The following is a 14,806-nucleotide window of genomic DNA, read 5'->3' on the forward strand; positions in this document are numbered from 1 at the left end:
CAGAAATCTCCTTCCCATGGCGCATATTACTCTACCCGATGAATCGCTGCCAGGCATTGTCGGCCTTTTTAACTTCCGGCCCGAAACGGCTGGCCCGCTGCAACTGCTGGCGGAAACGCTCCTGCGTGGTGAATCGCCCCTCACAAGCGGCGAGCGCGAACTGATCGCTTCCTATGTGTCGCTACTGAATGACACGCATTTCTGTCACACGTCACACGGTTCGGCTGCGATGGCGCATTTAGGTTATGACGTCAGCCTGATCGACGACATCAAAAACGGCTTTCAGCAGATCGAAATTTCCTCGAAACTACGCGCATTGCTGGATATCGCTGCCAAAGTACAGAAAAGCGGCAAGGCCGTAACCGACGAGGACATCGCAGCAGCCCGTGCCGAGGGTGCAGGTGATAAGGAAATCCACGATACGGTGCTGATCGCCGCGGCGTTCTGCATGTTCAATCGTTATGTGGACGGACTGGGTACCTGGGCGCCGCAAGAGAACGAGGCGTACCGCGAAATGGGGCAACGCATGGCGTTTACGGGCTATGTGCGGTTTCCGGTCAAGGCGGATGTTGTTGAGGTGTAGTTAGTTGTGGTCATTTGTAGTCATTTATGGTCAAGTATAGTCATTTATTGTCAAGTATAGTCAGGTGTAGTCATTTATAGTCAGGTGTAGTCAGATATGGTCGGATGTGGTCATTTGGCGAACATATTGACAACCCTTGACAATTCCTGACCATTCTTGACAATTCCTGACCACCCTTGACAACTCCTGACCATTCCTGACAATCCCTGACAACCTCTTGACCACACCTGAGAAAAAACAGTCGTTAACACAAACCCAATACCGTACCGTGCCACATATCCCGTTACCGGAGCATTTGCCCGGCATTACCGGCTTGCTGGAATACAGCCGCGTAACTGCTGAGCCTATACGTCAGCTGACGCAGTTCATTTTGCGTGGCGAGAATTCGCTGTCGCCCGCTGAGCGCGAACTGATCGCGACCATTGTGTCGCATAACAACGAATGCCGGTTTTGCACTGCTGCGCACACTGCGGCGGCCGATTTGCTGCTGGGTGAAACCGAAACCTGCGAGCTGATGAAGCAGGATATCGAAGCCGCACCGGTTTCCGATAAGATGAAAGCATTGCTGAAAATCGCCAAACAGGTGCAGGTGAGCGGCAAAGCGGTCACAGCCGAATCGGTTGCGAATGCGAAGGCACAAGGCGCCACGGATACTGAAATCCACGACACGGTCCTGATCGCGGGCCTCTTTTGCCTCTACAATCGCTACGTCGACGGAATGGCTACGGTTGCTCCGGCCGATCCGCAATTCTATACCGGTCTGGGCCAACGTTTAGTGGATCACGGTTACAACCGACTGCCGAACGGCTACGACCATTTGAAGAAGCAAACTCAACCCTCCTGACCTATTGAATCGAACCTCTATTAAAACCTAACCTATGAAAAGACTTTTACCCATCCTCCTCCTCACTATTACCCTGTGCTTCACACAATCCGTTTGGGGACAGGCGACGAAAGTATCGGGACACATTTTTGACAATGATTCCCAGAAGCCGCTTTCCGGTGTTTCCGTTTCTGTCAAAGGCAGGAACACCGGTACCATTAGCAATGCAGAAGGTTATTTTGAGCTAAAAACCAATATACCTACGACGCTGATCATCTCGCTGGTGGGTTATGCACGGCAGGAAAAAGAAGTGGCTTCTCCGGAAGGGCTGCGGGTGAACCTGGTGCCGGCTATCGAGGAGCTGAACCAGGTGGTAGTAACCGCTTCAAGAGTGGAAGAAAGCATTCTGCGGTCACCGGTGAGCATCGAGAAAATGGATTCCCGTGCCATACAGCAGACCCCGTCCGCCAATTTTTACGATGGTTTGGTCAACCTGAAATCGCTCGATATGGTAACGAGCAGCCTGACATACAAGCAAATCAACACCCGCGGGTTCAACACGACGGGCAACAGCCGTTTTCTGCAACTCGTAGACGGCGTGGATAACCAGCCTTCCGGCCTGGGTTTTGCGATGGGTAACCTGTTCGGTCCGCACGACATCGATGTTGAGAGCGCGGAACTGATACCGGGTGCCGCCTCGGCACTGTACGGCCCGATCGCATTCAACGGAATGCTCAATACACGCACCAAAAATCCATTTGAATACCAGGGACTCAGCGCCCAGACCAAGTTCGGTATCAACCACATCGGAGATGGTACCGACCTCGGCGCGAAACCGCTTTATGACCTGGCCATCCGATACGCGAAAGCCTTCAACAACAAACTTGCATTTAAAGTCAATGCATCGTACCTCAAAGGCACCGACTGGTATGCCAACGATTACACCGACATTGACCCTAATACCAACCCCGAAAACCGCGGCCCGAACAATCCCGGTCGCAATGCATTGAACATTTACGGCGATGAGGTGGCACAGACATTGCCGAACATCGGCCGCGTGTCACGCACGGGCTACGAGGAAAAAGACCTGGCTACTTACGGTGTTTACAGTCTGAAACTGGGCGGTGCGCTGCATTACCGCATTACCGACAAGCTGGAAGCTATTTATCAGGGAAATTTCAATCAGGGTACAGCACAATACACGGGTTCGAACCGGTTTGTGATCAACGATTTCAAGTTTGTGCAGCACCGGCTGGAACTGCGCGGAAGCAATTTCTACGTACGTGCCTACACGAACCACGAGTATTCGACCAATTCGTACAATACCCGTGCATTGGGCCAGCAGATTAACCGTAGCTGGGTGAAGGATTTGGCAGGTAATACCGTAGCTCCCAACAAGGCCGATTCGACCTGGTTTGCGAGATATGCAGCCGCCTACACCGGCGCGATTGGCGGCGTAACCCAGCAAAATCACACTGCTGCACGCGCATTCGCGGACGAGGGGCGCATCGCTCCGGGCTCCGACGCTTTCAATTCCGCCAAAGACCGGCTCATCAAAACCCGCGGGCTGGCCGGGGCGGGTATTCTCAGCCAATGCAGCCTGAACCACATAGAAGGGATGTATGATTTCAGCTCGCTTTTGAAAGTAATCAATTTGCAGGTGGGAGGTAACTATCGGAAATACTTCCTCAATACCGGGGGGACACTTTTCGACGATAAGGATAAAGACCTCACCAACGAGGAGTACGGCGTGTTTGCACAAGCTTCGAAATCACTTTGGAAAGACCGGCTGAAACTGACCGTTTCGGGTCGTTATGACAAGAACGAGAACTTCGACGGCCGGTTCACGCCGCGCGCATCGGCTGTTTTCTCACCGAATGAGAACCATCATTTCCGTGCTTCCTACCAGACAGGTTTCCGCAATCCGACGATCGGCGATCAGTATATCAAGCTGAATGTCGGCCCGATCATCATCCTCGGCGGTGCACCGGTGAATTCGGAGGGAATGAATGCCTATACCAATTCGGTGACCATCGCATCGTTCTCGCAATTTGCGGCGGCTTTTGGAGCAGATATGGCAAAGGGTGTCCCCTTCCCGCAAGCAGTGGCCAACAACAAAAGCAAGCTCGTGAAATCGGACGTGCCTTACATCAAGTCTGAAAAGGTGAAAAGCTACGAGGTGGGTTACAAAGGTTTGATCGCCAAGCAATTGCTGGTCGATGTCAATTACTATTACAGCCAGTATACCGATTTTATCATCAATACCGTGGTAGCCGCCGCGCCTTCGAATATCCTGGCCGCGGACGGCTCAGTGAATCAGGCCGCTGCGATGGAGCTGCTGGGGTCGGGCAGGCAGTTGTATCAGTTGTATACCAATGCCAAAGACAAGGTCTCAATTCAGGGTGTCAGTGCCGGTTTGACTTACTCTTTGCCTAAAAATTACAAGGTATCGGCTAATGCGACCTGGATCGATTTCAACATGGGCGATGCCGACCCGAACAATATCCCGGCTTTCAACACACCGAAGTGGAAAACCAACGTCATGTTTGGAAATGCACGCCTGACCGATCGACTCGGCTTCAACGTGGCCTGGCACTGGCAGGAGGCTTTCGACTGGTACGGTACATTCACCGAAATGCGCCCGGGCCGTGTGAATGCCTACAATTTGCTTGATGCACAAGTGAGCTACCGCATTCCCAGCCTGAAAACGGTGGTGAAAGTGGGCGGCTCCAATATCACGAATAAATACATCGTGCAGGCTTACGGCTCACCGGCTGTGGGCGGGCTGTATTATGTAAGTCTCAATTTCGACCAACTATTCCGCTAACGGGCTATGGAAACTTTGGAAATACAACGTGTGGAACCGATCAGCGTTAGTCAGAAATGGCTTGCGTTTATCCTCTGCGTGGTGGCCTATACCCTGAGCGGCACGGTGTCGACGCTGATGTCGGTGTACCTGCCGGTGGCTATTCCGGAACTGAAAGGTGCTGCGGTGAGCGAAGCGGAACTGGGCGAAATAGGCGCTTATGTAAATGCGGTTTACCTCTACGGCTGGATGTGCGGCGGGCTGCTGTTCGGGGTCGTAAGCGACCGCATCGGCCGGAAAAAGTCGTTGACGCTGGTGACGGCATTGTATGGTGTCTCCACTTGCCTGGTTACCATTGTTCCCGATTGGTATTCGTTGCTGGCCATTCGTTTCACCGCCGGAATGGGCGTGGGCGGGGTGTTGCTGATCACCACGGTTTACATCTCCGAAATATGGGAGGACCGAAGCCGCGCTGTGATCCTCGGCGTTCTGGCCGTTTGCTTTCCTATCGGCATTGTTACTACCGGCAGTCTTAATTTATTGTTTTCAAACTGGCGCACGGCGTTTGGCATCGGCTTCATTCCGGTTGCTGCTGCATTACTGATCTTTTTGCTTTTGCCGGAATCGGACCGGTGGAAGAATGTCAGGGAGGTCAGGAGTGGTCAGAAAAGTATTTTTGACGCTCAGAATCTGCCGAATGTGATTCGCGGCTCACTGATTTTCGGTGCCGTTCTGATAGGCCTTTGGGGGATATTCTCGTGGCTTCCCACGTGGGCGCAGTCGTTGCTCGCGAGCGGGCAGGACGGCCAGAAGGAGCGGGGATTGCTCATGATCCTGCTGGGAATGGGCGGCATTACCGGCGGAGTGTTTTCGGGGATTCTGATAAACCGATTCGGCAAGAAAAATACTTTGATGGCCACATTTGCTACCTGCGTGGTGATGTGTGGCGTGCTGTTTATCACCAACCGCACATTTTCCAATATCATTTACATCGAAACGGCCATGCTCGCATTCTGTTTCGGGATCAGCCAGGGAGCTTTGTCGAGCTACATTCCCGAGCTGTTTCCGTTTGCGGTGCGGGGCACGGCCACCGGTTTTTGTTTTAACGTCGGCCGGTTCTTTACCGCTACGGCGGTGTTTTTCATTGGCTCTCTGGTGACGGTGCTGGGCGGTTTCGGGAATGCCTTGCTGGTTTTCTCTCTGCCTTTTTTGGTTGCGTTGTTTGTTACATTCAGAAGCAAATGAGCTGGATTTTGCGTATTATCATAGGTTAATATATTAGGCAAACGGGTTCGCCGCCTGGCGAACCCATTTCTTTTAAATGCGCTAATTCCACAAATTTTTCGCCGCAATTATTTCGCTACAATTATTTCGCTACAAATATTTCGGTGCGCTGCACCTCTCTGATCTGTATGAAGAAGCTTTTTTACCTCGGAATCCTCGGGATTATACTCTACGAAATAGCGAAGGTGTATTTCATTATGCCTATGCCGGGCAGCCAGCGGATGAACAGCATCGATGCCGCTTATATACTGCATACCTGGCGCTGGCCGCTGCGCATTTTATTCTGGGCGATGATCGTGGCCGGCGGGTTTGCGGTGTTTTCCGGTAAAAGGAAATGGCTGCCTGCTATCCTGGTGCTGGTTGCAGCAGGAGTTATTTATGCAACCAATTTCGAAATGGCGGCGGACACGATGTTTTACCAGCCATCACAGGTAATCGAGCACAATGCAGCCACCAACAAAGTGGCTATGGACCGCCTTGTGATCGGTGTGGAGGCCAATGGGGAGGCCAAAGCCTATCCCATCCAGTATATCGGCTACCACCATCAGGTCCGGGATGTGCTCGGTGGGAAGCCTATTATGGTTACCTACTGCACCGTGTGCCGTACAGGCCGGGTTTTTGAGCCGGTTGTGGACGGCAAACCGGAGGTGTTCCGCCTGGTGGGAATGGACCATTTCAATGCGATGTTCGAAGATAGTGAAACCGGGAGCTGGTGGCGGCAAGCCAACGGCGAGGCGATTGCCGGTCCGCTGAAAGGGAAAATGCTTCCCGAATTGGCCAGCAGCCAGACGTCACTAAGCCAGTGGCTCAAACTGCACCCGGATAGCAAGATTATGCAGCCCGACCCGGTGTACCAGGCCAAATACGACTCGATGAGCCGTTACGAATCCGGCCGCGGCAAATCCGCACTGACTAAAACCGATACATTATCCTGGCAAGACAAATCCTGGGTAGTGGGCGTTCAGGCGGGCGGAGCGGCCAAAGCATTCGACTGGAACCGTCTTAAAAAGGAGCGGATTATCAACAGCCAGGTAGGGAATGTGCCGGTGGCATTGGTACTCAGTGCCGACAATAACAGCTTTTTCGCTTTTAACAAAGAAATTAACGAACCATTTACCTTAAAGAATGACACCATTTTCGCTCCATCCGGCGCGCATAATCTACTCGGCAAACGGCTCACCGGCGCCGGCAATGATCTGAAGCGCATCAATGCCTACCAGGAATTCTGGCACAGCTGGCGCACATTCCATCCCGGCACCGATCAATATTAATTCACTCCGCCGCTACTGCGGTAATACTTATGAAAATAGAACGATACAAACGCTGATGAAACAATTTTACTTAACAACGATCATTCTCTGTACCCTCCTTCAAACTGCTCACGCACAAACCGATAAAAAGAAGGATTATGATAAAGTGCTGGACCTGAACGAGGTCACGGTAGGCGATCGTAAGAATATCATCCACACCGAACGCCTCCCCGATGTTCACAACACTTACATCACCGCCGGTAAAAAGAGCGAAGTGATCCAGATCGACGGTGTAAACGGGAATATCGCCGAAAAAACCGGACGGCAGATTTTTGCCAAAATTCCGGGCGTATTTGTGTACGATATGGACGGCAGCGGCAACCAGGTCAACATCTCCACCCGCGGCCTCGACCCGCACCGTTCGTGGGAGTATAATATTCGCCAAAATGGTATTATCACCAATTCCGATATGTACGGCTACCCCGCAAGCCATTACAGTCCTGCGATGGAATCTATTCAGCGCGTGGAATTGGTGCGGGGGACATCCTCATTGCAATACGGCGCGCAGTTCGGGGGAATGATTAATTACGTTACCAAAGGGCCGGACACGACCAAGGCATTTACATTCGAAACCATAAACTCGGCCGGCTCATTTGGCTTATTCAGCTCTTACAATGCCATTGGCGGCAAGGTGGGCAAGCTGACGTACTTGGCCTACTACCAGAAGCGCCATTCGAACGGTTACCGCAAGAATGCGAAGTCAGATGCGCAGTCGCAGTATGTAAGTCTGATGTACGAATTCAGCAAAGCATTTCGCATTAAAGCGGAGCTGGGCCGTTCGGAATACGTGTACCAGATTCCCGGGCCGCTGACCGACGCGATGTTCAAAGAAGATCCACGCCAGTCGACCCGCTCCCGTAACTATTTTAATCCGGATATTTATGTGCCGTCGATCGTGATGGACTGGAAGATCAACCCCAATACCCAGCTGAAACTGACAACCTCGGGCGTATACGGCGCGCGTAACAGCGTGATGTTCGACGCATTCGCGAACGTGCCCGATACGATCAGCCGCGTTACCAATGCCTACCGCGCCCGCCAGGTGGATATTGATAATTTCAAAAGCTTTACTTCCGAGCTTCGCCTGGTACACCAATACGATTTTCTGGGTTTCCGGAATGCGGTTTCGGGCGGAGTTCAGTACATGCATAACAAGCTTCGTCGTCGCCTGCTGGGCAAGGGCACAACCGGCAGCGATTTTGATCTCAGCCTCACCGATCCGCAGTTTGGCCGGGATATGTACATGACCACCGACAACATCGCGTTGTTTGTGGAAAACCTCATTTTCATCACCCCGCGGCTGAGTTTCTCGCCGGGTATCCGTGTAGAGAAGGGCGGTACCGACATGACGGGCAAGATCACGTATTACGATCCTCAAAACCTGCCGAACACCATCAAGCACAGTTTTCCGCTTTTCGGGATCAGCTCTCAGTATAAAATCGCGGAGAATAGCCGCGCTTATGCGGGTTTCTCGCAAGCCTACCGCCCGGTTGTTTTCAAGGACATTATCCCCGGTTCCGTTTTGGAGCAGGTTGACAAAAACCTGAAAGACGCGACCGGCTATAACCTGGAAGCAGGCATTAGCGGAAATATCCACGATGTTCTGAAATACGACATTGGGCTCTTCCAGGTGTTGATCAACAACCGGATGGGTACCATTTCGATGAAAGATGCCAACGGTAATGCATACCTGTACCGTACTACCACCGGGGACAGCAGGACCCGCGGTGTGGAAGCCTATTTGGAATACACCGCATTCAAACAGTACAACGGCGCCGAAGCACAAACAGAACTGTCGTTTTTCACGTCCACTTCCTATTTCGACGCCCAATACGTGCGTGGAACGGCAGTATCGAATGGTGAGAACAAAAGCGTAGCCGGCAACCGCGTGGAGGGCATTCCAACGTGGATTTCACGAAACGGGATTCAGTTTCAATACAAAAAGCTTTCGGTAACGGCCCAATACAGCTACGTAAGTTCCAACTTCGCCAACCCGCTGAACACCGTGGAACCTTCGGCCAACGGTACGATCGGAAAGGTGCCGGGGTATGGCCTGCTTGATGTGAATGCGACGCTCTACCTGGGCCAGCATTACAAGCTGCGTTTCGGGATGAACAACGTTACCGACAAGCAGTACTTCACCAAACGCCCGACCATGTACCCCGGCGCGGGTGTATGGAGCTCGGACGGGCGGAGCATCGGCATTTCGTTTGGGATTAAGATTTAATTGTGCAGATAAGGATGGAAGTATGGCGCGGACCCAGATGTTTGCGCCATTTACGTTAATTATTATCTGATGAGGAATCTGATCGACATTTGAGAGTTAGGGGATTTGACGCTTTTAAATCCATTGTGAGACAGGTTTGAAAGTGGAATGATGGTGTTTATGCCAACTTGCAACCGGCTATTGAACACGGTCCGGGAGTAGAATAGTATTCCCACCCGAATGTTCCATTGCTCTGGGCGGACGTAGGATTTCAATGCTTCGCGACTTCTTGCTGTCAAATACCCTTCGTCGACGACCATGCCATTGGGGTATTCGGTTTCTTTCCGAAGCAATGCCGAGGAGTACCGAGCATAGGAGAGCCCGCCCACCAGTGACAACCCGCGGGTTAGCTGATATTGGTATTGAAGAGAAAAATCAAGCCCGAACGCTTTGATGAAGTTGGTGTTACGGCTGATTTGTTGAAGCGTTGAATCCGCGGACGGGATTGTATCCAGGCGTTGTGCGACGCGCTCCTTTTCACCAAAGTAGGAGTGCAGCGGATTGAAAATGAATGTTGCCGTGTGCCTCTTCCAGCTTTTAGACACAAATACACCAGGGATAGCGAGTCGTAAAGGATGCTTGTGACCGTCGGTCCCGGTTAACATATAATCGGGCGAGGCAAAAGCACGGTTTATATTCCATTCCGGTCCGAAATGCAGATTGGTCAACAAGGAGTTCTGCTTTTTCGGCGTTGGCTGGGCTACATTCAGTAGGGGTTTCTGAACCAGTTTGCTTAAATCACTTTTGGGTCCTTCGAAATGCCCGGGAAGTGGTTCGAGGCTATTGAGCAAGTGTTCTGAGGATGACGCGGAAGTTGTTTTTTCATGGCTAACAGGGGTGATATTGGTCTGATTCGTGACCAGGAGCCCGGTTGATTTTGGCTTGTTACGTGCACTTTCGGATTGTGCAGGAATATTCGGGAATGCGTTGTCGGGTTGATCCTCGCGTGAGTGGTTGCGAACGTGCGCGTTGCGCCCGCTTATCACGGGAGCATATGTATCGGATTTACGTGTATGCGAGGAAGTTCGGGTTGGCCCGGCATTATCCGGAATTTTCGGCTGTGCTCCAACCCGCGTCGGTGCTACGTGTTCCGACACTTTTTGCCCCCGAGTACCACTTTTCACGGTGCCTTCGTTGCCGCCGGTTTTTACCCGATCGGTTGCGGAGTTAGCGGTTGCCGGTATGTTGGCGGTATTCTGGCGACGAATAGCTGTTTTCCTTTTCTCGGTAACAGAATCCGACGTGCTTACCTTGTTGGCGGAATTTCTGTGCTCAGATGGAATGCTTGAAGGTGCAGTTGGTCGGTATTCAGTTTTATGACCATTAAAAACAACTAATGCAATCACCGCCGAAACAGTGACGACTGTCGAGATCAGTATGAATAACCCTTTGAATTTGCCAATGGATTTCCAGAGCCGGGCGTGCCATTTTGCAACGCCTGCTCCCTGATCTTGCGGAGCATCCAGCATATCGCTCATGCCCGCCCAGGCGTCGTCCGCCGGGATTTCGGGATCCGGGAGCGCGCCGTGAAGGAACTTGCTGATATGTTTGTCTTTCCTTTCCATCACAGAGGGTTTTCAAAAATTACTTTCAACCTGTTCCTGCTCTCGCTTAAATGCCATTTGACGGTACCTTCGCTGATAGCGAGTGAACTTGCTATTTCCTTCACTGAAAAACCATCCATGTAGTACAAGCTGCAAATGCGGCGCGTAGCTACCGGCAGTTGCATGAGGTACACGTAGATATCCGTTCCCGAAAGCTGCTCAAATGGATTTTCGGGTGCCACAAACCCCATTTTATCCTCAATCTCGACGTAATCGAATTGCTGGGTTTTCCGGTCCCGAAGCAGGGTGAGCGCGGCATTGCGGACGGTCGTGTACATCCAGCTGAAAAACTCGCCTTTGGTTGCGTCGTACTGGTCGATATGCGTGAATACTTTCAGCATGCCATTGTTGATTGCCGTGACGATGTCGTGTTTGTCCTCAAAAAAGTTCTTGCAAAGCGCAAACAGGACAGGGTAAAATTGCCGGTACAATTTTTCCTGACTCTGGCGCTCCTGCCGCCTGCAACCTGCCAATATCTGGTTTAATGGGTCCAAATCGTATTGAAATGCCTGACCGGCATTGTGCAGGCCGGTCAGGCTGGTTTATTTCAATGAAATACTTATAACGTTTTGGTTGTGAATACCACGCCGCTTTCATAAGGCCAGGTAAATTCGAAATGCTTGCCGGTCTTCTTGAAAGAGCCCTTGTAAGTTTTATTCTGGAAACGAATTTCAATATTCTTCTTGTAATTTTCTTCATTGCCATAGCTCGTGGCAATGAACCCCTTGGCAGTTGCTTTGCCTGCATCGCATTGATTTCCAGCAACTACACCCTTGATTTCTGCCGAAAGGCCCTCACCGGGCTGTGGCCAGTCTATTTGCAGATAGCTATTGCTGCATTCGTACTCTTTGGCCGTAGCTATTTTGAACCCCAGGAAATTGGCCGTGTCAAGAACGGCCGGCGTAAAGTAGAGCTGGTCCCCTTCCTGGATCACCTGATCTTTGTTCCCATCAGTCCCTGTCCTGGCCGAAACCGGTGCCGGTGCATTCTCTTCCGTTTTTCCCCGTTCGCAGGCGACCAGCTGGATTAGCAGTGATGCAATGCATAATACCAGCCATTTTTCTCTTCTCATGACCATCATGTTTAAAAATTGAATAGATGTAAAATCAGGTGGCCACCTGTCAATAAAATAAACTGCGGAGGAAGGACGGAAGGTTGGGTAGCTTTCGAAAAAAAAGTTTGCGCAGTTCGATTAACATGCACTTTGTCAGTAAATACCGGATATTTGAGCGTTTTATTTTGAAATGAATACCTAACTAATTCACATGAATCGAATAGCCCTTTTCCTGATCCTGCTGACTGGTTATCCGGTTTTCTCCCAGAATTACGACGAAGCAAAAGTTCCGCATTATACCTTGCCGGATGTGCTGAAAACCACATCGGGCAAAATAATCCGTAACGATGAAAAATGGGAGAAGTTGAGGAGGCCGGAAGTATTGAAATTGTTTGAAGATCACGTTTATGGTCAGATGCCCACAGATTACGACTCTATCCGCTACGCATTGACGGAGGATGATGGGGCAGATATGGCAGGCAAGGCGATTTTGAAACAGGTAGGTATCACTGTTTTCAGAAAAGGGAATTCGGTACAGATCAATGTGGTCCTTTTTATTCCTGCACAGGCGAAGAAACCGGTGCCGGTGTTTTTGCTGATCAACAACCGCGGGAAAGAGAATACGGACCCGACCAGAACGAAAAAGAGTGAATTTTGGCCGGCCGAAATGGTGATTGACAGCGGTTTCGCAATCGCAGCATTCCATGTGAGCGATCTTGCGCCCGATAACAAGGATACTTATATGACCGGTGTTCTGCAAAAACTTTATTCTGAGCAATTGAAAAAGGAGAATGGCATGAAGGCTATTGGCGCCTGGGCATGGGGAGCTAGCCGTGTGATGGATTATTTTGAAACGGATAAGGACATTGATGCTAAGAAGGTGATCGTGGTTGGACACTCGCGGGGAGGTAAAACATCCTTGTGGGCGGCCGCGCAGGACCGGCGCTTTGCGGCATGTGTGACCAATTGCTCGGGGAATACCGGAGCGGCCCTGGCGCGGCGGCAATTTGGTGAGCGGATCAGCCGCATCAACGCCACTTTCCCGCATTGGTTCAGCAATAATTACAAGAAATACAATGACAAAGAGAATGCCCTGCCGGTAGACCAGCACATGCTGATCGCGCTCATCGCACCCCGGCCCGTATACGCGACCAATGCGTCGAAAGATCTCTGGGCTGATCCCAGGGGGACGTTTCTCGCGTTGAAGGCGGCCGAACCGGTGTATGAATTGTACAAGATCCAATCCGGATTACCCAAAGATCCGCCCGGGATCGATAAGCCGGTGATCGATTCGCACTTTGGCTATCATAACCGAGAAGGCGAGCATAATATGACGGATTACGATTGGGGGAATTTTATCCGGTTTGCCAGGAAGTTTTGAGATCTTACAGTTATCAATACCCGGATCGCCCCTTGGCCGCTAACAGGCCGCAGGTATAAAATTTGCGGGTAAATATGTAAAAGAAGGTGGAAATGCCTTCTTTTACCATTAAAAAATAGCATGATGAAAGACAGAAAACTGCCCGAGGACCAATCACTGGTTTTGTTTACCGATATGAACGGCGTTCCGCGCGAAGGGACTTATAAAAAGGCTTCGAAGGCATTTATTGAAGCTATTGGAGACGAAGGGCCCGAGGATACCGGCAATATTTATCCGGAAGAAGACATTGTATCCTGGGAATACCTCGATAAAAAAGACCGGCCCAACCCGGATATTATGATTATTCTTTAAAAAACCAGCAATGCGTTGTTGCTGGTGGAAGATGATTTCGACGGTCGCGAAGATTTGCGGATAATCAGGACATTCTGCGGGTCAGTTGGGTCAACATCCACCCTGATCACTTTCCCCGTCACCAGTTCGCGCCATTCGGGATAGGATGCGTCATAATCAAACGTTACGACCAGCGGTTTCTCCGCCAATATCTGCACCTTTAACCGGATGTTTTCTGTATTGAATATAGAAGGTCTGACAGGCTGGGCGTCCAGGATCAGCGCTTCATACTCTCTCCCGGTTTTCAGCACACGTTTCAATTTTCTGTTTTCTCGTACCAGCATCCATTTGCCGCCGCCGACGAGCGTAACTGTTGCAAAAGTGAGCGAAGCGATCATGTAAAGTGTGAGCATTTCCATTTCTTGGATAGTGTAAAGACTCACGAAATTGCGGTACCTGGGGCGCAATGGCAAGAAACAGTTAGTGAACGGAGGTTTTTGAGTAGTTTTAGGGAAGAAAGCAAATCCATCGAACCACCTGATCTATTTACCAATGCATTTCTTCTTTCGACTCATTCCCCCACGTCCGACCTACCACCTCGATATGTCCGATACCGAGCGGACGATCATGTTGCAGCACATCGACTACTGGACCATGCTTACGGATGAAGGCAGCTCTCTGCTTTTTGGTCCCGTTCTCGATCCGAAGGGGGCTTTCGGAATGGCGATCATTGAAGTCACTTCCGAACAAGAAGCGAACCAGCTCGCGCAGAAAGACCCGGTCATTGCTGCCGGGATTTGCACGTATGAGCTGGCGCCGATGCGGATTGGGGCGGTGCGGAAGGTTTGAATTTGAGAGCCACAAAAGAAAGGATGTTTTATTCACCCTTCACTGCACAACAAGTTTGTGTGTCGCAGAAGTGCTGCCTGCCTGGAATTTGATAATGTAAATTCCCTGAGGAAATGCATCAATGTTCATGGATGTGTTTTCGGTTTCCAGGCTTTGGGTCTTGATCGTGTGTCCGTTTTTGTCGCAGACTTGCATTTGGACCGGAAAATCCCACGATCTGTCTAAAAGCACGTTAACGCTTCCGTAAGCGGGGTTCGGGAATACTTGAACCGAGCCGCTTACCTTCTCGGGCTCGTGATAAACCGTTTTCTTTTTGGCCGAATAGGTAAATGCGATTGCCTTGCCCTTGAAAGCTGGATTGTTCAAATCGATATGCTGGAAGTGACCGTCCGGATGTTTGACGGTCAGTATTTGTCCTTTTCTGTCAAAACTAAAACCTTCTTTCAGATTCTGGGCAAAGGCTATTGTCGACAGAAATGTTACAGACAGTAAAATTGAGACTATTCTTTTCATACG

Annotated in this window: 14 protein-coding genes; 9 read left to right on the forward strand and 5 right to left on the reverse strand. The window is 50.8% G+C overall.

All coding sequences use genetic code 11. From position 1 onward, the window contains the following. Positions 1 to 16: 16 nt before the first annotated feature. The 6 genes from CLV60_RS18700 (at position 17) to CLV60_RS18725 (ending at position 9,033) form a co-directional block, all read left to right on the forward strand. Complete coding sequence (locus CLV60_RS18700; RefSeq protein ID WP_106596905.1) at positions 17 to 583, forward strand: carboxymuconolactone decarboxylase family protein; 567 nt, start codon at positions 17 to 19, stop codon at positions 581 to 583. A gap of 268 nt (positions 584 to 851) precedes the next feature. Then, a complete protein-coding gene (locus CLV60_RS18705) occupies positions 852 to 1,427 on the forward strand; it encodes a carboxymuconolactone decarboxylase family protein (protein WP_106596906.1) in 576 nt (191 codons plus the stop codon). Positions 1,428 to 1,461: 34 nt separating this feature from the next. After that, entirely contained in the window at positions 1,462 to 4,233 is a 2,772-nt protein-coding gene (locus tag CLV60_RS18710; protein WP_106596907.1) for a TonB-dependent receptor, read from the forward strand. A 6-nt stretch (positions 4,234 to 4,239) separates the two neighbouring features. Next, complete coding sequence (locus CLV60_RS18715; RefSeq protein ID WP_106596908.1) at positions 4,240 to 5,457, forward strand: MFS transporter; 1,218 nt, start codon at positions 4,240 to 4,242, stop codon at positions 5,455 to 5,457. A gap of 167 nt (positions 5,458 to 5,624) precedes the next feature. Further along, positions 5,625 to 6,767, forward strand: coding sequence for a DUF3179 domain-containing (seleno)protein (locus CLV60_RS18720; protein ID WP_106596909.1), 1,143 nt, complete (start codon positions 5,625 to 5,627; stop codon positions 6,765 to 6,767). A gap of 55 nt (positions 6,768 to 6,822) precedes the next feature. Next, complete coding sequence (locus tag CLV60_RS18725; protein ID WP_106596910.1) at positions 6,823 to 9,033, forward strand: TonB-dependent receptor family protein; 2,211 nt, start codon at positions 6,823 to 6,825, stop codon at positions 9,031 to 9,033. A 62-nt stretch (positions 9,034 to 9,095) separates the two neighbouring features. On the opposite strand, the gene CLV60_RS18730 is transcribed toward CLV60_RS18725, so the two are convergent. The 3 genes from CLV60_RS18730 to CLV60_RS18740 all read right to left on the reverse strand — a co-directional run bounded on the left by CLV60_RS18730 (position 9,096) and on the right by CLV60_RS18740 (position 11,748). Continuing rightward, positions 9,096 to 10,637: a hypothetical protein gene (locus tag CLV60_RS18730; protein ID WP_106596911.1), complete on the reverse strand. Its 1,542-nt coding sequence runs from the start codon at positions 10,635 to 10,637 to the stop codon at positions 9,096 to 9,098. Continuing rightward, the gene (locus tag CLV60_RS18735) at positions 10,637 to 11,170 is read right to left on the reverse strand and encodes an RNA polymerase sigma factor (RefSeq protein ID WP_106596912.1); all 534 of its coding nucleotides are present in this window, start codon (positions 11,168 to 11,170) and stop codon (positions 10,637 to 10,639) included. Before CLV60_RS18735 ends, CLV60_RS18730 begins: the two co-directional genes overlap by 1 nt. A gap of 65 nt (positions 11,171 to 11,235) precedes the next feature. Then, positions 11,236 to 11,748 carry a hypothetical protein gene (locus CLV60_RS18740; RefSeq protein ID WP_106596913.1) on the reverse strand — a complete coding sequence of 171 codons (513 nt, stop codon included), beginning with the start codon at positions 11,746 to 11,748 and terminating at the stop codon, positions 11,236 to 11,238. 193 nt (positions 11,749 to 11,941) lie between these two features. Between CLV60_RS18740 and CLV60_RS18745 the strand changes: the two genes are divergently transcribed. Then, positions 11,942 to 13,111, forward strand: coding sequence for a glucuronyl esterase domain-containing protein (locus CLV60_RS18745; protein WP_106596914.1), 1,170 nt, complete (start codon positions 11,942 to 11,944; stop codon positions 13,109 to 13,111). A 120-nt stretch (positions 13,112 to 13,231) separates the two neighbouring features. Further along, the gene (locus tag CLV60_RS18750) at positions 13,232 to 13,462 is read left to right on the forward strand and encodes a hypothetical protein (RefSeq protein WP_229211039.1); all 231 of its coding nucleotides are present in this window, start codon (positions 13,232 to 13,234) and stop codon (positions 13,460 to 13,462) included. On the opposite strand, the gene CLV60_RS18755 is transcribed toward CLV60_RS18750, so the two are convergent. Beyond that, the gene (locus CLV60_RS18755; protein ID WP_106597176.1) at positions 13,459 to 13,854 is read right to left on the reverse strand and encodes a hypothetical protein; all 396 of its coding nucleotides are present in this window, start codon (positions 13,852 to 13,854) and stop codon (positions 13,459 to 13,461) included. The genes CLV60_RS18750 and CLV60_RS18755 overlap by 4 nt on opposite strands. Before the next feature lie 139 nt (positions 13,855 to 13,993). Here CLV60_RS18755 and CLV60_RS18760 point away from each other — a divergent pair, with 139 nt between their 5' ends. Then, positions 13,994 to 14,290: a YciI family protein gene (locus tag CLV60_RS18760; RefSeq protein ID WP_106596916.1), complete on the forward strand. Its 297-nt coding sequence runs from the start codon at positions 13,994 to 13,996 to the stop codon at positions 14,288 to 14,290. A 39-nt stretch (positions 14,291 to 14,329) separates the two neighbouring features. Here CLV60_RS18760 and CLV60_RS18765 read toward each other — a convergent pair whose 3' ends face one another. Beyond that, positions 14,330 to 14,803, reverse strand: coding sequence for a T9SS type A sorting domain-containing protein (locus tag CLV60_RS18765; protein WP_106596917.1), 474 nt, complete (start codon positions 14,801 to 14,803; stop codon positions 14,330 to 14,332). Positions 14,804 to 14,806: the final 3 nt, after the last annotated feature.

Origin of the sequence: Dyadobacter jiangsuensis (genome assembly GCF_003014695.1) — a bacterium.
Lineage (GTDB): Bacteria > Bacteroidota > Bacteroidia > Cytophagales > Spirosomataceae > Dyadobacter > Dyadobacter jiangsuensis.